Below are 22,888 nucleotides of genomic sequence, written 5' to 3'. Positions count from 1 at the left end.
TCCATTTTATAAATCATTTAAATACTCAGGGTGAATCGACATATAGAAAACAGCAAACTGCGTTCTACATGTACCCTGGCCATACAAGCACAAGCATCTAAAGGCGATATAAAATGGATTCAAAATGTTCTTCATCCCGGTTTGTACTTTCAAAAGAGAGCAAAAGGGAGCCTGTTTTCCCGCAGACTCCCCTCCTTCGCCAAGACATGATTTATATATCTATTATATCATAAAAGATCAAATTTGCGCAAAATACTAAGCAAAAAGAAGATAAATTCACAAAAAGTGAACTTATCTTCAGAAATCTGTCCTAAATCGGCTAAAGAAGCGGAGAAAGCATCCGAGAAAGCATTTCTGCGCCTTTTTGTCCCCGTGAACGCTTCTGAAATACCTTCCCATCGATCTGACTGCATTCCCCGAGATCACGTTCAAAGTCATTCATCAAACGCTGAATCGCAGAGGATTCGAACAGGACCGCCGTCAACTCGAAATTGCAGAAAAAACTGCGCATATCCATGTTGGCTGTTCCGACTGTAGCGAGCAACTCATCTACAATCATCACTTTGGCATGTACAAAACCTTTGCGATATTGGAAAAACTGCACACCTGCTCGCAACAGTTCCTCCACATAAGAAAGTGACGCCAGGTGTACGAGTTTTGAATCGGATTGATACGGAATGATAATTCTCACATCGACGCCACTGACTGCAGCTGTTTTGAGCGCCTCATATAATGCGGGATCAGGTATAAAATAAGGTGTGGTAATATAGATCCGTTCACAAGCTACCGAAATGGCCCCAAAACACATCTCCTGAATCGCATCCCAGTCCTGATCCGGTCCGCTAGCCAATATCTGAATTCGCTCTTCCCCGCTACAGATATGTGGAGGAAATAATTCTGCAAGCTGGGGTTCGGTAATTCGCTCACCAGCAGCCAGTTTCCAGTCATTAAGGAACGTACTTTGCAGAAAGTATACAGCGTCTCCCTCAATCTGCACATGTGTATCCCGCCAGAAACCTACCTCTGGATATTGTCCAAGATAATCATCACCTACGTTAATACCGCCCACAAAGCCAACCCGTCCATCCACAACAACAATTTTGCGGTGGTTCCGGTAGTTCACTCTGCGGTCAATCGTAGCGATCAGCGGTGGGAGAAAATAATGGAATTCCACACCAGCATCCTGAAGTTTGCGGATAAAGCTTCCACTCATCTTGTGGCTGCCGAGACCGTCGCAGATAAACCGAACCTTCACTCCCTCTTGCGCCTTACGAATCATGACATCCTGAAACATGGTGCTGATGACATCATCACGAAAAATATAAAATTCCACATGAAGATGGTGCTTTGCTTTTTTCATTTCTCTCAGCATTGCCGCAAATGCCTCTTCACCATTGGTGAGTACCGTACTGTGGTTACAACCCGTGATCGGGCTCTCCGACAGATGGGTTAACAGGTTAAACAATCGATGTTGATGGCTGAAACGATCGCCAGGCATCTGTTCAACATCCCCGATGATGTGGGCTTGTTTCCAGATCGTTTCCTTCATTTCACGGAAGATTCGCGATCCACCCTTGCGGAGTTTTTTTCGTTTGTTATAATCCTGCGCCACGAAATAATACACTACAAAACCGATCAAAGGCACGCAGAACAAAATAAACAGCCAAGCCACAGCTTTAGCCGGATTCCGAAATTCCAGCAAAAGAATCGTGGCTGCCTGAAAAATAAATACGACTAATATAATGACCAGCCAGAACATTCGGCTTCCTCCTTAGGTGGCAAGCTTCATGACCTTGCCGTTCTCTCACTTACACAGCTTTGACGATTATGCATACAGCTAATCATAGATACCCAATGTAGCCCCTATTCGTAACGTTTGCTTAGATAAAACTTTACATAAGCAGACCGCATACTTGATTCTGGTAATCGGAATATCTCATCACAGGTTGTATATTATGACTGTGTTACCTTCTACATATCAGATTAATCATGATACAGAACCGCATTGCAGCGCCAATTTGCTCATCGTCCCTTCCAGACTCTTCCTCTTTTCTTCATGAGAAGGTGGTCTTCTTACGTAAAATTAGATATAATACTCGTTAAAAACTTATTACTTAAAGGAGAACAGTAGTGAATGGACAGTGAGAGGTATGCGTTAAATTTAATATTGGTTGCGTTTTTGATAGGACTTTCAGCGTTTTTTGTTGCAGTGGAGTTCGCTCTGGTACGGGTTCGTCCAAGCCGGATCGACCAAATGATTGCAGAAGGAAACAAGCGTGCGCTGGCTGTGAAACAAGCCGTTGCCAATCTGGATGGATATTTGTCCGCCTGCCAGCTCGGCATCACGATTACCTCTCTGGGACTGGGCTGGTTGGGTGAACCGACGGTAGAGAAGATTCTCCACCCTGTGTTCGAAAGCTTGCAAATTCCTGAGGCCGTTTCTTCATTCTTATCATTTGTTATTGCGTTTGCTTCCATCACGTATCTGCATGTTGTGGTTGGTGAACTTGCTCCAAAAACGATTGCAATCCGCAAAGCAGAGACTGTAGCCCTGCTGACGTCTACACCTATCATCTGGTTTAACCGAATTATGTATCCTTTTATCTGGCTGTTAAACGGCTCAGCGAACCAACTGGTGAAACTGTTCGGAATCAAACCTGCTTCCGAGCACGAAGATGCTCACTCTGAAGAAGAGTTGCAGATCATTATTAATGAAAGCTTCGAAAACGGTAAAATAAACCAAGCCGAGTTCGGTTATGTAAGCCGGATTTTTGCTTTTGATGAGATGTTAGCCAAAGAAATCATGGTACCCCGGACCGATATGGTCTGCCTTTATGTAAATAGAACGAATGAGGAAAACCTGGAGATTATTCGTGAAGAACAGTATACCCGTTTTCCAGTAGTTAATGAGAGCAAAGACGATATTATCGGTATCATTAATACGAAGCAATTCTTCCTGGAACTATACGGAAATGATGAGCCTGTCGATCTGTCTTCTCTGATTCAGCCTGTATCCGCTGTTCACGAAACAACTCCTGTAAAGGACTTGCTCAAGAAAATGCAGAAGGATGGCGTGCACATCGCCGTGCTGGTGGATGAATATGGAGGAACATCCGGAATTGTAACCATCGAGGATGTGCTTGAACAGATTGTCGGTGAGATCCGCGATGAGTTCGACGCAGACGAAGTGGAAGATATTCAGGTCATCAATGAGAACTATGTCATTATGGATGGCAAGGTTTCCTTATCGAAGGTGAACGACATGTTTATGTCTAGCCTGGATGCAGATGAGTGGGACACCATTGGTGGATGGCTCTACAGTCATCGTCCCGAGATGAACGAACAGGAAGAATATGAGTTCGAGAATCTTACTTTTGTTTTGCTGGAAAAAGACAAGAATCGGTTCTACAAAGTGGCCATTGTCCCCAAGGAACCATTGACGATGTCTGATTATACCGATGAAGACGACAAAGAGTCCAATCGGGTTAAATAAAGCACATTCATAAACAAAAAAGAGGAGCAGCTGCCTGCATTGGCAAGTGCTCCTCTTTTATATTATTTTAGGCTCAATGTGTTACTCTTCTCCATATCATTTTAATACCCAATTCGCTATATCATCGATAATGGCTTTGGAGACATTAGACGGCTCAGCGTACTCTTGACCAATCGAAAGTCCATCATAGCTGGATAAAAGATGATTTACCTTTGGATAGCTATTGTACGTTACATTGGAATGACCTTGAAGAGCCGATTTCCAGGTTTGGAACTGATCCATAGACACTTGCACATCGTTTTCGCCTTGTATAACAAGCATAGGAGTATTTTGCGTTTTAGCCAATTCCGCAGGCACATAATCTCTCTGCTCAAACCACCAATAAGCAGGTTGAAGTGGAAACGCCTCAGGAAGATGATCTACAGAATATTGTGGATCTTTAACGATCGCAGCCACATTTTTATAAAAATCAGCTTGCCCTTGAATGACATCCGTGTCTAAACCAAGCTGCTTCATCCGCTCTACCAATTCGTCCTGCTGCTCGGTAAGCACATCCACAAAGCTACTACTTGGTGCAGCAAGTAGAATACTTCCTGCAAGATCATGTTGCTTATCCTCAGCAATGATTAACGGCATTGCAAACCCGCCTTGACTATGTCCAGCTACAAAAATCGCTGTAGAATCAATATGTGCATTCTTTTTAAGCAATTCCACTGCATCGTTTATCTGATCTACGCTCTCTTGTTTTAATGTGAATTTAGGCTGAGAAGCCACCTTATAGGTATGCTCATACGTGACCTTATCGTATCTTAATACGGCAACGCCTTGTGAAGCTAAACCTACCGCAAGATCACGGAATGGCTTCGCCCCACCAATGGCAGCATCTCGATTGCTAGGCCCAGAACCGTGTACCAGAATGACAACCGGGAAAGGTCCCTCTCCTTTAGGCAATGTTAATGTTCCTGGTAAAGCTAAATCGCCCTGACCCACCGTTATGTCTTGTTCTATGTACGCAGATGGGTCGTCATAGCTTGGTTTTTGATACACATCTGGAGTAGCGGCGGCAATATGCAAGTCATCCACAAGTCCATTATCATTCATTCTGACCGTAATATTAATACGAGTAAGCTCTGTCTTGAACGTGTAGGTGACATTGCGATGCACGGTGTTATTTTCTACGTGTTTAGCTATGGCTTTATTTGTGATTTTACCATTTTGTCCTTCTAATGCTGTCCATAACTGGCTCAACAACGCAGGAGACAACACTCCACTCACAGAGCTATGAACATACTTCGCAGCTTCCTTGCCATTGCCCTCACTTATAAGTAAAATGAACCGATCCTCAGGTGATGTATTCAGAGTCTCATTAAGAAATCCTTCATCCATGAAGGTAACCCCTTTCGTTAACCGAACAGGATTGCTTATGGGTACGACTTGCCCATTCACTATCGCCTGTTTCTCCCCTACCTTAACTACAATAATAAGTTCATTTTTGCGTATCGTGATCTGTCCTGTTTTTTGTTGCCAAGATACCTCTGCACCATTCTGTTCTGCAATCTCACGAATAGGAACCAGATTTTCATTCCCAGCGTGTTCTTCAGCAGCTGCTGAGATCGATGTCACGGGCAGGATGAGACATACGAAACTAAGAGACAGGAGTAGCTTTTTCCAATTGGTCATGGTCATATTTCCTCCAAATCATTTTTATAATATGCATAGTCTATGAGCTTTTATTGGCTCAGAACTCTGCTTAAAACAACAATAGCAATAATGAGTAACACTAGGACCCAAGATAGTGGACGAGCGAAGTTAATCGTCCAGCCTATGCCATAACGTTTTTCTACGGTAAAAGAAGGATCATTGGCATTGAAGTAAATAAAGCCAAGCTTCCAATAATCATCGTCATTCACAGGCTGCTCCTTGGAACGTTCGCGATCTTCCTGATGATTCCTAATTTTCCCACCGCCTTGTCTGCCTGTGAGAGACAACAAAATAGCACCTAATAAGATCCCCACTGAGGTGATCAGACTAATCGCTGTTAACAAGACCTGATTAGGAACGAACATATTTATCTGAATGAAGGCAAATAAGATGGTAAGAAGCAAGCCTGTTATGATCGTAAATAGAGACCACTTACGGCGGAATCGGATATGATCAGCAGCAAATTGGGCAGGATTAGATGGAGCAAGCTGTTGTTTGCTTGTTTTAATACTCCAGTTCACCAACATCATCAGTGCAATGATACCTAGCTGTACAAGGTTAATAGCCAGTACCGAAAGATAGGTTTTGGGCACACTGGAAGTGACATTGCCCTGAAGATCATATTTCATCGGAATGACGTTAGGCAGTGCGTTATAATTCAAGATTGTAATGATCGCAATGGCTACAATAATAGCTATGTGAACGAGAAACCAATAGTTGGAATAGGTGAGTTTATTTTGGCGGAAGGTGGTGTCGATTTTAACCCTTTGAGGTGCTTCTACAGTTGTAAGTGTTTCTTTTATCTTTTTCATCTTGAAATGAAATACTATGTGTAGTGCGGACCAGTACACAATGAATATCATGGTGCAAACACCGGTGATCATTGCGGTAGACTCTTCATTGGCAGATCGGAGTACATACAGACAGGCAAGAACAATCAGCCCGTTTCCGATCAGACTTACTGTGGCAAACGTTCTCCGGAGCTTACGTAAGACTGGTGTGTAGTAATTATATTGACTTACCGTAACCCCAAAGCTGATGGTTTCCCTTGTCACATAAGGTGCAAAGGATAAAAGTAGGGCTAATGGAGCAAAGATTAAAATGATAGGCAATATACTAAATAGTTGCATACATAACACACTCCCTTGATTCTTTATTCTTTGTTGTGACCCATCTTTACATCATCATACATTTGGTCTAATACCGCAGACAGTTCCTCTTTGGTCATTCCGCGACATATTGCTTCGGCAATAATCGGTCTTAATTCTCTTTGTTGCTTTTTCAAAAAATCATCCGTTAAATTAGGCATTCCATCAGGGTTTACCACAACGCCCTTTTGTCTATGAACCAGAATGTACCCGTCTTGCTTGAGTATTGTATAAGCCTTGTTGACTGTATGAAGGTTAACACCAATATCTGCGGCCAAATTCCGAACCGAAGGTAACGCCTCACCTAGCTGTAACTCTCCACTGGCAATGCCTTCAATAATTTGATAAACGAGTTGCGAATATATGGGAAGTTCAGATTGCATATCCAGTTGAATAATCAAGGGTTCACCTTCTTTTTTTTGTTATCTGTTATATATCAAGTATAACAGCTATAACATAAGTGAGCAATAAAAATGAAAACAAAAAAATAAAGCCGCATATCCATCGTGAGTGCCAACTTACCTGACCCATCACCATTGATATGCGGCTTATCCTATTGAGCTTATTCTATGTGATTCAAAATAACCTTAGTGTTATCCTATGACAGCGGGATATTTTGAATGCTCTTCAAAGTTCAGTCTTATCTTCGACAATCCGATAATGGATTTTGCGAACGATAATTTTCAGAATCATATACAGCGGAATAACGATAATCATGCCCAGGATATTCCCCAGATCGGCACCCACGAGCAATAGAATAACGGTAGTGAGAGGATGAATATCAAGCTGTTTGCCATAAACGTAAGGTGAGATCAGGTTATCCTGAATTTGCTGTGCGATCACAATAATCACCAGTGACCAGATCGCCATCGAAGGGGATTCAATAAACGCGACAATGACAACCGGAATAGCTGCCAGCAATGCACCCACATAAGGGATAAAGTTCAGAATAATCGACACAACAGTCAACAGCAATGCATACGGCAGACCCAAGATAAGAAAACCGATGTACATCAGAATGCCCAGAGCAACATTAACAATGACCCTGCCAACAATATAGTTGCTTAGTGCTTCATCGATCTCATGGACGGTTTCTTCTCCATCCTTCCGATAATGCCTCGGCAACAATAAGGTCAGATTCGTTCCAAACTTGCTGCCTTCCTTGAGCATGTAATACAGCATGATCGGGAACGTAGCCAGAATGATAACCAGATTCGATACTACGGAGAATAACCCGGAGACGTAATCGGTAACCTGCGTGATCCCTTGGCTCAGAACATCGGATAATCGTGAGAATAGATTGGAATCATCAGGCAGGTATCTGGATACAAAATTGCTCTTTTCAAGTGCATTCAACTGTTCGCTGAGCGAAGTAACCAATGCTGGAGCATTCTCCACAAAATTCAGCAGCTGCTCTCTCAATGAAGGCCATACCAGTACACTAAAACCTGCAATCATCAATGCAGTCACGACATAAATGATCAGAACTGACAATGCACGCTTAATTTTGTGCCTTTCCATATAATCGACGAGCGGTCTAAGCAGATAATAGAAGAACCCGGCAATCAGCAGCGGAATGATGATGATATGAATCAGTGAGGTCAGGGGGCTGAATATAAAGTTTACTTTATCCCCAAGGTACACAATGAGCAGCAACAAAATAATTGCTGTACATATGCGGTAGAACTTGTTGTTAATCAAGGAACGTGATCCCTCCATGCGCTGCTCGGCCAAAGTGACTGCGGCGTTCATATGTATATCTAGTCATTTACTTATGGTACTAATTACCCTTAAATGACAGTCATGCCACAGGCGATGCTGATTATACACTGTTTTCTTACCAAGACAGCATTGGAGCAAAAAAAAGAAGCAGGCGTTAGCCTGCCACATCTCTTTTGCTGAATACAACCCAGGAAATCACCATGAAAATAACATAATACACTGCCAGGACTGCAATGGAGAAACCAAGTGTCATTCCTGCACTCGGACCACCCATGAGCGCAAAATCCGCTCCCGAGCTCATGTATTTGCTAAGGTCCATGTTGTTGAATAGAATATACTTGGCCCACTCATAACGGGCCGGATTAAATATGAGTGAGAAGATACTCTGTGAGAACATAATGAACAGGGATAAGCCAATTGCAAGTGCGCCTGAACGGAATACGGACGACACCATGAAGGCAATCGCAAGTGTAATGAACAGATCAACGTACAAATATCCCCATAAGGTTAGTGCATTGCCACTCCCCGAAGGAGCATCATGCGAGAACAGCAGATAGGACATCCCTGTTGCCATGACAATGACAACCAGAGTACTCAAAATGCTGAAGATGATCACAGTGAGGTACTTGGAAGCCAGAATTTTGCTTCGTGACCATGGACGAATAAGCAGCAGTTTGATTGTTCCCCAAGTAAATTCGCCCGCGACCGCTTCCGCTGCAATCACAACACAGAAGATCGTATTCAGAAAGAATACAATCTGAACAGTGGTTACAGCCGCTTCCCAGAATGGAACACCAGCGGAACCCATTCCTTCTCGCAATAACACGGGCATTAACAGTGAGATCAGCACCAGAATTGATAACATGATCCAGGTACGTGGACGACGGAATATTTTCATATTTTCATTCAATATCAGATTACCGAAACTACCCAATGCCTCCACCCCCAGTGACTTGCAAGAATTGTTCTTCCAGGGTATGAGTCACGTTACGAATACCGTATACCTGAAACCCTTCGCTAACCAGCTTGGCATTGATATCTGGAATCTGCTCACGAGACACCCGTGCCACAAGCACATTGCCCTGTGCAGTAGCACCCTGAATCAGGTTGACAGCGCGTTCTGCATCATTCACTTCAAAAGCAACTTCAATTAATGCATCCGCACCCGTTTCAGCTCGAAGGTTTCTTACATCAATCAACTTGCCGTTCTGGATAATAGCCACCGTATCACACATCAGTTCCATCTCCGACAGCAAATGGCTGGAGACGAAGACCGTAATGCCTTCCGCCTGAGTGAGCTCACGCAAATAGTCTCTCAGTTCCCGTATGCCCTGTGGGTCCAGTCCATTGGTTGGCTCATCCAGTACAAGCAACTTTGGTTTATGTAATATCGCTTGTGCGACACCCAGACGCTGGCGCATGCCCAGTGAGTAGGTTTTGACTTTATCGTGAATACGGGCGGTAAGCCCGACACGCTCAATCGTTTCCGCAATTCGTTCCTTGGTAACTCCAGGTGACATGCGGGCAAAGTGTACGAGATTCTGATACCCGGTCAGAAACTTGTACATCTCCGGATTTTCCACAATGGCTCCTACCTGCGCTACCGCCTGCTCGAACTCATTCTTCACACTGTGTCCCGAGATTAAAATGTCACCCTTACTGATGGACATCAGTCCAACCATCATTCGGATCGTCGTTGTTTTCCCCGCGCCATTAGGTCCTAAAAAACCAAAAACCTGCCCCGGAGAAATATCCAGAGTCAGGTCGCTGACCAATGATCGGGAGGATATGATTTTGCTGACGCCCTGAATCCGGACGACCGGCTCCTGCTGCATTCAATCCCCTCCTTCATGGACGAACATATACATCATGCCCGTTTCTCATATGCACATAGTGTATCATAATCTTTAGTATATTGTCCCGCAAACTGGGATTTCCCCTGACGTTTCGCTTCAACTACACACGCTTCACAGCATCCAAGCGGCATTTCACTCCGGTAGAATCCGGTGCGAAATACGTGATTGCCTCCATTGCCCTCTTCCTTCATTTCGACAGAGCTCCTAGCGACCGACACAATCATCCCACAACTGACACAGTAAAAGCGGCCCGTTTCGATCAATGATATTCCTTCCCCTCACAAGGAGCTTAGAAGTCCTTGTTATTTGTCGTTAGACGCTGAAAATTGATACATTTTGTATCTATCTCGTAATTTACTTGACACCGGGACTGTTGTCAAGGCTTTACAGCCATAAAAACGAGGAAAACACAAAAAAAGCTCCATAAATGCGACAAAAGTCTCGCATTCACAGAGCTTCATGTGAGGTAAATGATACAATTTGGTTCAATGTATAGGTGAATATCATCATGACAGAGTTCCAGTCTCTCTCACAACGATCCCACGATGCCTGATCAGTCACTATTGTCGACATGTGAGGTATCCTTATTCTTCTGATTTGGATAATACCAGAGTAATGTCCACTCATCACCGTCCTCTACCAGATAACAGGTCTGCACAATATCGAATTGGCCGAAGGTACCGGAGTACTTCTGGGTGACACGGATTCTGTAGGCTTCAGAAAATGGCTTAACGCCATCGATCACGGTTACATCGAATTCGCGCTCCGGCTTTTCCATCTCCAGTTCAAAGGTCTCCACGCCAAAATGCTGCATGAATATATGTGCTCGGTTCTGTACATATGCGCTTTTCGGAAACCGCTCTTTCATCAGCGGATGAAAGAGTTCCCACGAACTGCCGAAGTCACCCGTCTGCTCATATTTGTAAAATTCTTCAGCAACAGCTGCAGCTTCATCCGGTGTATCTGCACGAAATACATATGGAATGGTTCTGCCGATTAACCATAGTAACATTAGAATGATCGCAATGAAACCGATCTTCTTAAACAAAGCATTCCTATTCCTTCTTCGCAGCATGTCCCGCCCTCCTTGTCCTACTCCATACTTATGATGGTTGGAAGACAAGTAGAAGCAGGTTCTGAAGACAGCATTTCCTGGGAAATCACTTATCCTAGATGGAAGCACGCCTTTTCCTTATAATCCTGCGAATAATGGAATGCAGTCCTGCATATATGGCAATTCCACAGCAACCACCGAGCAAATCCACTCCAACATCACGTATCGAGCTTGTCCGGTCCGGGCTGAACTGCTGAATATACTCATCGATAGAGGCAATGACGAACACTACAGCCAGAGCAGACACGATACTGGTCACAAGGGATGTTCTCCTGTATCGAAGCCCGCCATACACAAGCATGGCAAGCACAGCGTAGACAAATAAGTGCGCACTCTTGCGAAAAATGAACTCTGCAAAATCATACGGCCTCTGTTTCAGTGAATACTCGTACTCCCCGTAAGTGAATTGCACATCGGGAAGCGTAAAACCGATGTGCAATTTTTGAGACCATTTATGAAGCCAAGGCTGAATGTCTTGCTGTTGAGAGGATTGCGTTGACATGGACCAGATGACCAGAATCCAGATCACAATCAACAGCAGAGCAATGAGAAACCCGTACGTTCTTCGTACATGCTTTTGTCTCGCGCGCCCGGAGCCCTCCTCCATCATGTTGATCTTCACCACTTTCATATCTCTCTCGTTATTCTATTGATCCAACATACATGCCTCTGCCATTCGTACCTACATATACCTGACCATAGATTTGACGGTCTGCCGCCATAATTTGCGGCTCATTGCCTAGCCCAATTCCTTCACCTACTGGACCTATATTGTTCCAGGTTACTCCCATATCATCTGAACGGAAGAAACCATGCACGTTATTAACGGTGCCGTATACATAGACGGCTGGAACCAATTTTCCTGGCTTAGCTTTTCCAAAGGCAAATAATTTGGAATTCTGCACGCTCTGGATTTTGGAAAATGTATTTCCCGAGTTCGTCGATGCATATAGTCCATCGGTTCCCAGACTTACCCATACGGCATTCGCCACACCTGGGGCAGCCTCGACTTTAATGAAGCTCGTATTGATATCCGTGTTAACAGGAAGACGAACCGTATTGGCTTTGGACCAGTTCGCACCTGCATCCGTTGAGCGATACATATAACCAGCAGCGTACATATAAAATTTATATCCATTGATGCGATCCGCAGCCAGTGGATGATTATAGGCGAAGACCATATTTCCCCCAATGGCCTGAAAAGGGGCACCATTCATATTTTGCCACGTTGCGCCACGATTCGTGCTTCTGACCGGATTACCTGTCTGAGGGTAATAAACAATTACATTTGGATTAATGGCCGAGTAAGCGACCCTCCCCAGGATGGAGCCTGCCGGAACATTCATTGGAGTTACGGTAACTCCGTTATTGGAAGAGACAAATAAGCGTGTGGTCGTACCATACCAGTCACTGCTTCCGAGAAATATCATGTAATTCGGATTTGCCTCATGATAGTCAATACTCACAATTTCTCGCATACCTGCGAGCGGAATTTTATTAAGAGGAACATTATTTACATTGTCATGTCTAAATCCGACCTGATCCGTTAACCCACTAAAGAACGATACACCTTGAGGCGGTGTGGATGCAGTGAGTGCAACGACTTCTTCATGACCATCGGTAATGGCTTCCCAAGTACTCGACGTATTGCCAGTCAATCCATTGGTACCATTGATATTTTCCGTCTTGTACACGCCAAACCAGTCTGTAGCGTATACGGTGCCCGGATGAATTGGATCAAACTTGATACTGGATGTTGCTGAGAAAAACATGTTGGGTGTCCACCATGATGGTTTGGATACCAGCGTTTTATTAACTACAGTCCAACTAATTCCGCCGTTTACCGAACGATACAGGGGCAGATTATCTCCGCCTGTACGAACGGCTACCAGGATATGATTATCGTTATTGGGATCGATGGTGATCCCATAGTAAGAAGAGTAACTGGAACTTGGTGTGATATTCGTCCACTGCACACCATTGAACTTATAGACGCCCTGATTATCCGTGGTGACATATAAGGTTCCGTTCTTCGCCACAGTCATACGCGCAGGATATTCGGGACTTCTCCCGGTAAGCTGCCATGTGGTCTGCCCATTGCTTCTAGGTGCTTTGCTATAGACACCAATACCGCGAACTCCCGCATACACAACCTGACCTTGTTTCGTCACCGGATTTAATCCATATGCTACACTCCGTATGCCCTCACCGGCCAACCCGTTTGGTACATCCCACACTTTGCTCCACGTGGCTGCACCGTCACTGGAGGTGTATAATCCATCATATCGTGTACCGACGTGCAGGTAATTGGAATTGGTTGGATTCACAGCGATGCTCTCTCCCATGGCTCGATGAATATTTCCATTCGATTCATTCCGAAGATTAAGTCCGGTTCGAATCCAGGTTTCTCCTCGGTCTGTAGATTTTAGAATATCGCTTGGCCCCACATTCCCGTACTTCCCAGCAGCGATATACACGACATTGGGATTTTGCTGATCCAGCGCAATGCCATCCACACCATACAGATTGCTATCCTCATCTCCAAAATGATCAAGCAGTGGAACCCAATCTCCTGAAGTTACATCCAGTCGGTAGGCTCCCCCCACATCAGTTCGAGCGTAAACCAGATCAGGCTCAGTCGGATGAATGACCACACCTGTAACGTACCCCCCTCCACCAATGGGGATATTTTTCCATTGATAGTCTTGGGCTGATTGAACAACGTTTGTACTTGCGGGTATCATGAGCATATACATTAGTAGCACAATCAGGGATAATTTCAATAGCCTGGAGATACGCATCTGGTTCACCGCCCTATCTGATCATTTTAAATGGCCTTCAATCATCTGATGTATTCTGTCTCGCTCTGACTGTTCCACGATATAGTAATACACGCCGTCTATTTTCTTGCCTGTGCCTTTGATCTCTACAGATTCAATATGATTCAGCACCGGACGATAGTTGGAGAACATCTGCTTCATTTCATCAAAGGTAACGTCGGTTCTCACATGTGCACTGACTTCGTCCAGCAACGTCTCCAGTTGCAACACATTGGATACCTGGACCGTATTCTTCAGCACTTGTTTGATAATCTCCCGCTGGCGGTCATTACGCCCAAGATCTCCCTTTGGATCATCATAACGCATCCGCGAAAATCCCAAAGCAGCTTCACCATCCAGATGAATATTCCCCTGTTGAAACCGGTAACCCTCGTAGTCAAATGCGAACGGGTTATTCACGTCCACTCCACCCACCATGTCGATGACCTGTGCAAAGCCCTCCATATTCACTTTCATGTAGTAATGTATGGGAATGTCAAGCATTTGTTCCACCGTTTGCACAGACATATTAACGCCCCCAAAGGCATAGGCATGGTTGATCTTATCCTCCGTGCCATGCCCAACGATACTAGTTCGGGTATCCCGAGGGATGTTAAACATAAGTACCGATTGTTTCGCAGGATTAACACTCAATACAATCATGGTGTCGGAGCGACCCCGATCATTCGAACGCTCATCCACACCCAGAATCAAAGCATTGAAAGGTTCCTCATTCTCCATGTCCACGGGGAAATCTCCCCCGCCCCTCTGGTCGACAATAGATACCTGCTTGATGGGCTCCCGGGGTTCATACATCTGATCTGCCGCTGATTTAACATGCAGATACAGATACACAGAATATCCAATCATAACGACTGCAACAAGGGAAATGGCACCTAATGTTATTTTAATCCCGCGTCTCATGTTATGGCCTCCGTCAGATAACTGCCGTTTTTCTTCCATCGATATTGGTTAGACCTGGACGACCGACGGAGTAGTATTGAAAGGGGGTGTCTTGAATCTGTTCTTCTCCATAAATATTTCTTCCATCAATCAGAATGGGCTGATTCATATGTGCTGCCAAATCGGTCAGATTAACCTCCATGAACTCTTTCCATTCGGTCAGAACACAGAGTGCATCAGCGCCCTCCGCTGCGTTCATCGCACGATCCTCCCACGTAATGGATGAAGAATCCACCTCTTTGCGGAAGTTCTCAGTAGCAATGGGGTCGTACGCCCGAATGACTGCTCCTTGCTCAAGCAAACGCTGAATGATCTCAATTGCCGGAGCATCCCGAACATCATCCGTATCCGGCTTGAAGGCGAGCCCCCAGATCGCAATCTCTTTCCCTTCAAGCGAGCCCAACGCGTCTTCCAGTTTGCGAATGACGTTGAAGCGTTGATCCTTGTTCACTTCCACCACCGACTTCAACAGTTTGAAGTCATAATCCACATTACCTGCAATTTGAATCAGAGCTTGTGTATCCTTAGGGAAACAGGACCCTCCGTAACCAATGCCTGCCTTGAGGAAGGAAGCACCGATTCGTCTGTCATATCCCATCCCCTCAGCAACGCGGCTGACATCTGCGCCTACTTTTTCACAGATGTTAGAAATTTCATTGATAAAGGAGATCTTGGTTGCCAGAAATGCGTTGGATGCATATTTAATCATTTCGGCTGAGCGAATATCCGTGACAATAATCTGATCGGTTAATGGCTGATGCAGCTCTTTCAAGGTGGCAATTGCCCGATCGCTATGTGTGCCAATGACTATCCGGTCAGGATACAGTGTGTCCTGCACAGCGGTACCTTCACGCAGGAACTCTGGTACCGATGCCATGTCAAATGGATGATTCGTCAAACTGCTGATCCATTCCTGAATACGATCGTTAGTTCCGACAGGAACAGTGCTTTTAGTCATTATTATTTTATAATTATCCATATGAGAACCAATTTCTCGTGCAACAAGCTCAATATAACTCAGATTCGCTTCGCCATTAGGCAGGGATGGTGTTCCTACAGCGATGATAATAATATCCGAACGACTGATGGCATCCTGAATGTTCGTCGTGAAGGACAGCCTACCCGCTTTCATATTGGCATTCATAATGTCCTTGAGACCCGGTTCATAGATCGGAACCTGACCATCCGTCAACAAATTCACTTTTTCCACATTATTGTCGACACAGATCACGTTATTTCCCAGTTCCGAAAAGCATACGCCTGATACCAAACCCACATACCCTGTGCCAATCACCGTAATATTCATTCCATAATCTCCCCCATGTCCTAATGTGTTGGTTACGCGTGCTTCACATATGTCTGAACAATGTCCTGCCATTCGGTAGACACTCTAACGATATCTTCCTCGATCAACTGGCTTCCGATCTGTACTTCGATGATCTCCAGTTCCGAAACGGCTCTGACGGAATGAAGCATGCTCCGGTCAATGACCACCGTATCTCCCTGCCCGATCATTCGGCTCTGCCCATCCAGAATCAATTCGCCTGTTCCCGATACAACCGTCCACACCTCATTGCGAAGCAAATGGTATTGATAACTCAGATTTTTCCCGGCACTGATGCAGATTCGTTTGGTAAGAACCTCACCACCAGCTTCGTTTCTGGTGTAATCCAGAACCCGGTAGCAACCCCACCTACGCTCCTCATACATGGGACGTTGATCCTCGTTCTTCAAGATTTCCTTGATGCGTGGACTTGCCTCTTTGTCACTGACCAGAATGCCATCTGGACTTACGGCCACCACCACATTCGACAAGCCCAATATGGCAACCGGAATGTTCAGTTCATTGACCAGATGTGTGTTCAGGGAATCGCCTGTAATCCACCCTTTTCCTACCACCGAAGTTCCCATCTCTTCCGTGAGTGTGTTCCATGTGCCTAGATCTTTCCAAAATCCGTTATACGGAATAGCGATAATCTGATTCGCCTTCTCGACAACCTGGTAATCAAAACTGATCTTGTTCAATCTTCCGTATTGCTTCAGCATCTCGTCGTACTGGATCGGCAGTTCCATCTCAATCAGCAGATTGATCAAATAACCCAGCTTAAAAGCAAAAACCCCGCAATTCCATAATGCGGCCTGCTCCATCATAAGGACCGCATCGGATTCGCAGGGTTTCTCCTGGAACTTCGCTACATTGACGTATTCATCGTTATTTTCACTGGAAGATCGGGATTGCGGAATCATGTATCCGTACTTCTCTGACGGATAGGTCGGCACAACTCCCATTAAGGCCAGATCGGCACCTGACTTATCGAGTATCTCCGGCAAGGTTGCCAGCACTTCGAAGAATTCTTTTTCAACAAAAGGATCCACCGGCAACACTGCAATCGTCTCATTCAAACTCACACTCTCTACGGAATAAAGATAGGAGGCTGCCAGCGCAATTGCAGGAAACGTATCTCTCCGTTCTGGCTCCACGACCAGTCTCACATCATCTCCCAACTGAGAAGTCAGAATCTCGACCTGTGGCAAACTGGTTGCGATCAGCGCCTGTGATGCAAGTCCGGCATGATTCAACTGTCGCCATACCCGCTGTACCATGGATTCCGGACTTCCCCCCGGCCCATGGAGCACTTTAAGAAACTGCTTGGATCTGGAATCATTGGATAACGGCCAGAGTCGCTTGCCAGAACCACCGGATAACAGAATACTTCTCATAGGGCTGCACCATCTGACAGTACGACCGAACTCGCTCCCTTGCCGGTCTCGGTCTGCTTGGTATATGTGCTGGTCTGATTGGATTCGAGTCTGCCTGCTGGGTTGCTCTTGGTCCAGGCTGCATAATAATTCGAGTTCTTGCCATATGAATTATCCAGCAGGATATTCGGTTGATCCAGGAGACAGGCCAGAATGTGTCCATGCAGACGGGATGTCGTAATGGTTTGGTACTTATTGAATTCCTTAATGGCCGTATGTACCATCCGATCAGAGTATTTGTACCACAACCAGCGGGCGAAAGAGCTGCCTTTCCCTGACTTCAACCGGGATGTAATCATGCGAATGATTTTCCGGTCAACCCGGTTGTACAATGTCTCCCAGTCTTTAAACGTGGCTTTAGGTCCACTGACGGATTCGTAATGCACCTGATTCTGAGTCTTCTCAATGTCTTTACGGAAGAAATACAACATCTCTGCATTGGGCTTGCTCTTGGACTTCAGTGGCCACAATTGATGCGCCATATCGGGAGACAGATAAACATTTGTTTGTTGAAATTCTTTACTGGCTATCTCATAAGATAAGGTATCCCGGACAAAAAAGTGCACATCCTTATGACGATTGAATACTTGGGCTGTTTTTTTCAATTCAATATCACTTTTGTAAAACATCGTCTGAGGCAGAATGACAATCCGATGATTCGGATGCTGGGCAATCATTCGTTCTCTCAATTTCTGATGAGCAGGGTACAGGTCACCAAAGTTACCTCCCCCATGCAACACAATTGTGATACCTTCCGGTACCTTGAGAGACAAAGGGCAATCCAGAATGCTGTATCTGGCACGTACTTGAATATCATTGTCCCGGAAGAAAGCCTCAGTCCCTTTCATAATCAACAAGTCGCCACCATTGCTATGCACCGGGTAATCCAAATAATAGATTTCGGTACGCGGTGGAATGACCTTCAAAATCTGACGTAAATGTCCCTTCAACTCTTCCATTGGATGAATATTGTTAGTGCCCAGCATCTCCATCTCCATCTCCTCCTTGGGTGACTCTTCTTCTTTTTTTGTTTAACCGTTCATAGAGAAACGGCAGATCTTCCTTGTCATAGAACATGGCGGCGAACTTCACCTTGAATACAATCTTCATCGCGGCCACAGTGACTACCATTCGTACAATGGACCCGATCAATAAAGCAATCGCAATTCCGTTGAGCCCCCATAGCGGGGTGAACACAAAGAACAAGGCCACCGTCACCGAGAGTGCAATGAGCTGTCTGATCATCACAAGCCCTGGTCGTCCAAGCGCATTAAATGCGGATGCCAGAATCCATGAACCACCACCAATGATGCATTCCACAGCCAAAATATAAAATGCGACGCTCGCTTCCAGGAATTCGGAGCCAAACAGAAGACCCATCAGGTAGTTCCCCACAAACATGGTAGGAATTACGATGATCATCATGACCATGAGCGAGATGCGGAAGGCTCTGCCAACCGTTCGAATAATCTGCTCTTGAGGCAATCCGGTCACTTTTGGGAAAACCACATTGCTAATCGCCGTCTGAACGGCATTATAGATTCGGGATAAGGCAAATACGACAGAATACAGTCCAAAATCACGCGGGGTGAGCAAAGCCAAAATAATGATTTTATCGAATTGGGTATACAGCGTTCCTAACAATTCAACGCCATACACCTTGCTGCCATAACCAAAAAGCTTCTTGGCCGAACTCTGGTCCACCCTATCCTTGAACCATCTCAGTCTCAATTCATTACGGTTGGCATAGATGGCCCACGCCACCACGGAGAAGCTGGTTACAAAATAGATCGCAGCCGCGAGCTGAATGCTCAGCATGCCCAGGCCCCATAACACAAAAAGCCCCCCTACATTAAACAGGGGGATCATTAACCGGATGCCATTATATACAGCAAATTTCTCCCGACTCTGCGAGAGGGCTGATATGAGATTGATGACAATAAGTACAGGAACCGTAGCAATCGTATACCATCTGGAGATCTGCACGACCTCCGGCGGAAAGCTGGAGAGCCAGAAAGGTAATCCAAACCAGGCCACAACACCAATGATGATGCACACTGGAACTTGAAAAAGAAAGCTTAATCGAACATACTGTGCACTCTTCTCGGTTGCACTCTGTTTGATGTTATAGATGATAGACGTGGGTAGTCCGAATCCGACCAATCCGGTTAAGAGCGCAGGCCAGAACAGGATGGCCGAGAATGCGCCCTTTCCCTCTACGCCGAACATGCGTGACGTCAAAATGGAAGACAGCATCGTCAGTGTCATGACCAGCAGATTGGTTCCACTTGTCTGAAATATGGCACTCATTAAGCCATTTCCTCTGAATACTTTGCGAAGTGCAACTTGCGCCATAGCGATCCTCATCCCTTACTGTTTTGACGAAGCGACCCAACAATCATGCCGTTTCGGTAACATACTTTGGCAAGCTGACGTGTGAACCGATCTGCATTATAAATGTAGATCAGAGAAGTTGTTATCCCCTGTGCCAGCTTGATGCCATGTTTGGCCGTACGCACAACACCACGATCCTGATCACGAATGGCATCACTCACACCCTGCCAATAGATTCGCCGCAGAAACCAGTTCTTCGTCGTTCGCTCTTTGGCTACTTTATGTTGTACTGCCCCATACGGCGTGTAATATACCTTGAACTTTGTCCGTATTCTTGCAATTAACTCACTCTCTTCACTGGAGAGAAGATTGTTGCCCACTCTTCCAAGGTCTTCACGGAAGGGAGCCAGTTGTTCAAAGACGGATAACCGAAAAGCCACATTCGCACCAAATGGAATATAGGGGCTTTTCATTTCAGTGACTTCATCTGCAAAATCCAGAATGGTGAACAGCGACCTATTCTCGGGTGGAATCCACATCGGTTCTGGCACTTCCCAGATCGGATCAATCTTGCCACCGACACATCCGATATCTTCGCTCATCTCAAACACACTAACGATCTGGCGAATCCAATCCCTGCAAGCAAAGGCATCATCGTCAAGAAACAGGATATACTCGCCGCGCGCCTCGTGAATGGCCCGGTTACGGGCTACAGACAAGCCTTGCTTTTCTTCCAACACATACCGGATCGAATGGGTCTCATGCTGCAAAATCGTTTGAAGCACGATTTCCCGTGTGTTATCTTTCGAATTATTATCAATCAGTATGATCTCATAGTCGCTGCTTGCGTAATTCTGTTGTATTGCACTTCGTATCGCCTCTACCGCATCATGTGCACGGTTATACGTACAGATCGCGACGGTTACCTTCATCATTTCATCCCCATATTGTTCAATTAGGTCCACCCTCTCATCTGCACTAACTGGAGTACAGGGTAAGTGTCCTTTGGGCAATCACTGGCCAATCCAGCCGCTCTAACGCTTTGACAAAACCACTGCCTTCCTGAAACTCCGATTGTTTTAAACGGATCATATTCATCGCTTTAAGCAATCCATCCGGATCGGAAGGTTCATAGAGTACTGCACAATCATCGGGCAGGTATTCCTCCAACAAGCCAATCCGTGGTGCCACCACCGGTTTACAGAAGGTCAAAGCCAGAATTGCACTACCAGAAGTTGCAATTTGCTTGTATGGCAGAATGATGGAATCGACCGCATCAAAATAGTCCGAATATTCATCATCTTCAATAAAATGAAAATGGGTATGAATATGACCGCTCTCGAGGAATTCTTCACCGAGATCGTAGTCCTTCACTTTTTTACCGGCAATCAACAAATGGGCCTGGTCCGAATCCAGTTCCTTGAATGCCTCCAGCAAATCATCCACGCCCTTGTAGGGTGACACCTGACCGAAGAACGCGTACACATAACTATCCTCCGGGATGCCAAACCGGGAACGGATATTCACGCCTTTTCCCTGATACACGCCCTTGTAATGTCCATGCGGAATAACCTCGATCCGGCTGGGATCAATCCCGAACGTCGAACAGATCTCAGAGATCAGGGGTTTGCCCATGACAATCAGCTTGGAGCAGTTTCGGACAAGTATTTTTCTCATCCAATAATCGAAGCGCGTCTTACCGCTGTTGTGAGGCCAGATGTTGTGCACCGTCCAAAACAATTTGACACCGCGCAACCGCGCAAAACAAATCATCAATACATATAGAATGGATTTGATCACGGTTGACAGCACGGATGAACCTCTGTAATAGAAGCTGGGCCAATGAAAATGCAGCACATCATTTTTTCTCAGTTTGATTAGATCTTTTTTGGTAAACTGTTTTACTTCCCATCCCTTGTTCTCAATGGAATCGGATAACAGCTCATTAAATTTATTGTTCTCAATCATCTTGGGCAGCATATACACCGTCGGATTTTCCATCCAGACACCTCTTACTTTAGTTTCATTCGCACAGGTTCCTCTGTATACGTTCCAACTGCGCGCCTTGCATGAAATCTCATCAGAAAACCTTGCATCATAATTTTGGTATTACGCTTGAGCAGCACCCAATCTTTCCACCAGGGATACAGCGACAGTGCTTTTTTCAAATAAACGTTATTGCGCAGAGTATTTCTCGACCATTCGAGCATTCGATAATGATGTAATTGGCGGCGTTTCTGTTCCTTGGACATATCGTTGTAGTATTTCAAAATAATCTTGCGTTGGCCTTTGTACTTGGCCGTTGTGGAGGTTGAAATGCGCGGCCCACTATGGATATTGATATCCACGAGCGGTTCTTTCACATTCACGGCAATGTAGCCTCGTTTCAATATGCGCAGATAAAAATCATAGTCCTGAGCGGATGTCAGAGTCTCATCGAATCGAACTTCACGGGCAAGCGAGGTAAGTACCATGATTTTGGACGTTTCCCCGATCCAGTTGAATGTAAGCAGATCCTCATACCGTACAACATCACGAGGCTCCACCGACAATTTCCGTTTGACCACCTGATGCTGCTCATTCGTGTATGCGAGATACTTGCTGCAAAAGGTAAACGATTCCTGCGTACGCTCCAGCACTTCCGCCTGGGTTTTAATTTTGTCGGCCATCCATTCATCATCATCATCCAGGAAGGCAATGTACTTGCCATTGGCTTGGGATATCCCCACATTCCGTGCATGATTGGCTCCTTTGGGATATGGAACCCGAATGTACCGAATCCGTGAATCATCCCGGGCCCAAGCCTGACAGATCTCTGGCGTCTGGTCTTCTGATCCATCATCCACAATGAAAATCTCCAGATACGGATGTGTTTGCTCTCGTACACTTCTCAACGCATTTTTCAATAACTCGGCCCGGTTATGGGTCGTAATGATGCAAGATACCAAGGGGTTCATTTCATCACCTTTTCCTGTTCA

General features: G+C 45.3%; 20 protein-coding genes. 1 reads left to right on the top strand and 19 read right to left on the bottom strand.

The window, feature by feature from the left end:
* Positions 1-319: 319 nt before the first annotated feature.
* Complete coding sequence (cls, locus tag NLBNIHML_RS24010) at positions 320-1,759, bottom strand: cardiolipin synthase (RefSeq protein WP_339259433.1); 1,440 nt, start codon at positions 1,757-1,759, stop codon at positions 320-322.
* Between the two features lie 375 nt (positions 1,760-2,134).
* Here cls and NLBNIHML_RS24005 point away from each other — a divergent pair, with 375 nt between their 5' ends.
* Positions 2,135-3,493: a hemolysin family protein gene (locus NLBNIHML_RS24005; RefSeq protein WP_339240298.1), complete on the top strand. Its 1,359-nt coding sequence runs from the start codon at positions 2,135-2,137 to the stop codon at positions 3,491-3,493.
* Between the two features lie 96 nt (positions 3,494-3,589).
* Here the strand turns inward: NLBNIHML_RS24005 and NLBNIHML_RS24000 are convergent, their stop codons facing one another.
* The 18 genes from NLBNIHML_RS24000 to NLBNIHML_RS23915 all read right to left on the bottom strand — a co-directional run bounded on the left by NLBNIHML_RS24000 (position 3,590) and on the right by NLBNIHML_RS23915 (position 22,867).
* The gene (locus tag NLBNIHML_RS24000) at positions 3,590-5,173 is read right to left on the bottom strand and encodes an alpha/beta hydrolase family protein (protein WP_494352954.1); all 1,584 of its coding nucleotides are present in this window, start codon (positions 5,171-5,173) and stop codon (positions 3,590-3,592) included.
* 50 nt (positions 5,174-5,223) lie between these two features.
* Positions 5,224-6,324, bottom strand: coding sequence for a DUF1648 domain-containing protein (locus NLBNIHML_RS23995; RefSeq protein WP_494352953.1), 1,101 nt, complete (start codon positions 6,322-6,324; stop codon positions 5,224-5,226).
* A 23-nt stretch (positions 6,325-6,347) separates the two neighbouring features.
* A complete protein-coding gene (locus NLBNIHML_RS23990; protein WP_339240294.1) occupies positions 6,348-6,743 on the bottom strand; it encodes a GntR family transcriptional regulator in 396 nt (131 codons plus the stop codon).
* Positions 6,744-6,969: 226 nt separating this feature from the next.
* Positions 6,970-8,043 (bottom strand): AI-2E family transporter, encoded by a 1,074-nt coding sequence (locus NLBNIHML_RS23985; protein WP_339240293.1) that lies wholly within the window; start codon positions 8,041-8,043, stop codon positions 6,970-6,972.
* Positions 8,044-8,218: 175 nt separating this feature from the next.
* The gene (locus NLBNIHML_RS23980; RefSeq protein ID WP_494352952.1) at positions 8,219-8,998 is read right to left on the bottom strand and encodes an ABC transporter permease; all 780 of its coding nucleotides are present in this window, start codon (positions 8,996-8,998) and stop codon (positions 8,219-8,221) included.
* Positions 8,991-9,899: an ABC transporter ATP-binding protein gene (locus NLBNIHML_RS23975; protein WP_339240290.1), complete on the bottom strand. Its 909-nt coding sequence runs from the start codon at positions 9,897-9,899 to the stop codon at positions 8,991-8,993. Before NLBNIHML_RS23975 ends, NLBNIHML_RS23980 begins: the two co-directional genes overlap by 8 nt.
* Before the next feature lie 32 nt (positions 9,900-9,931).
* Entirely contained in the window at positions 9,932-10,111 is a 180-nt protein-coding gene (locus NLBNIHML_RS23970; RefSeq protein WP_036668929.1) for a hypothetical protein, read from the bottom strand.
* Positions 10,112-10,473: 362 nt separating this feature from the next.
* A complete protein-coding gene (locus NLBNIHML_RS23965; RefSeq protein WP_339259427.1) occupies positions 10,474-10,995 on the bottom strand; it encodes a hypothetical protein in 522 nt (173 codons plus the stop codon).
* A 94-nt stretch (positions 10,996-11,089) separates the two neighbouring features.
* Entirely contained in the window at positions 11,090-11,665 is a 576-nt protein-coding gene (locus tag NLBNIHML_RS23960) for a VanZ family protein (RefSeq protein ID WP_494352951.1), read from the bottom strand.
* Positions 11,666-11,675: 10 nt separating this feature from the next.
* On the bottom strand, positions 11,676-13,835 hold the full coding sequence (locus NLBNIHML_RS23955; RefSeq protein WP_494352950.1) for a WD40/YVTN/BNR-like repeat-containing protein: 2,160 nt from the start codon (positions 13,833-13,835) through the stop codon (positions 11,676-11,678).
* Positions 13,836-13,856: 21 nt separating this feature from the next.
* Complete coding sequence (locus NLBNIHML_RS23950) at positions 13,857-14,777, bottom strand: LCP family glycopolymer transferase (RefSeq protein ID WP_494352949.1); 921 nt, start codon at positions 14,775-14,777, stop codon at positions 13,857-13,859.
* Positions 14,778-14,790: 13 nt separating this feature from the next.
* Positions 14,791-16,122: a UDP-glucose dehydrogenase family protein gene (locus NLBNIHML_RS23945; protein ID WP_339259419.1), complete on the bottom strand. Its 1,332-nt coding sequence runs from the start codon at positions 16,120-16,122 to the stop codon at positions 14,791-14,793.
* A gap of 32 nt (positions 16,123-16,154) precedes the next feature.
* Positions 16,155-17,537 carry a sugar phosphate nucleotidyltransferase gene (locus NLBNIHML_RS23940; RefSeq protein WP_494352948.1) on the bottom strand — a complete coding sequence of 461 codons (1,383 nt, stop codon included), beginning with the start codon at positions 17,535-17,537 and terminating at the stop codon, positions 16,155-16,157.
* Entirely contained in the window at positions 17,534-18,562 is a 1,029-nt protein-coding gene (locus tag NLBNIHML_RS23935) for a polysaccharide pyruvyl transferase family protein (RefSeq protein ID WP_339240282.1), read from the bottom strand. Before NLBNIHML_RS23935 ends, NLBNIHML_RS23940 begins: the two co-directional genes overlap by 4 nt.
* Positions 18,549-19,931 carry a lipopolysaccharide biosynthesis protein gene (locus NLBNIHML_RS23930; protein ID WP_494352947.1) on the bottom strand — a complete coding sequence of 461 codons (1,383 nt, stop codon included), beginning with the start codon at positions 19,929-19,931 and terminating at the stop codon, positions 18,549-18,551. Before NLBNIHML_RS23930 ends, NLBNIHML_RS23935 begins: the two co-directional genes overlap by 14 nt.
* 8 nt (positions 19,932-19,939) lie before the next feature.
* Entirely contained in the window at positions 19,940-20,845 is a 906-nt protein-coding gene (locus NLBNIHML_RS23925; protein ID WP_494352946.1) for a glycosyltransferase, read from the bottom strand.
* Positions 20,846-20,888: 43 nt separating this feature from the next.
* Complete coding sequence (locus tag NLBNIHML_RS23920; protein WP_339240277.1) at positions 20,889-21,911, bottom strand: glycosyltransferase; 1,023 nt, start codon at positions 21,909-21,911, stop codon at positions 20,889-20,891.
* An 11-nt stretch (positions 21,912-21,922) separates the two neighbouring features.
* Positions 21,923-22,867: a glycosyltransferase family 2 protein gene (locus tag NLBNIHML_RS23915; RefSeq protein WP_494352945.1), complete on the bottom strand. Its 945-nt coding sequence runs from the start codon at positions 22,865-22,867 to the stop codon at positions 21,923-21,925.
* Positions 22,868-22,888 lie beyond the last annotated feature (21 nt).

The sequence above is a fragment of the Paenibacillus sp. JNU01 genome, assembly GCF_059130585.1.
Note: the sequence above shows the minus strand (reverse complement) of the source record. Positions and strands in the feature narration are given on the sequence as shown.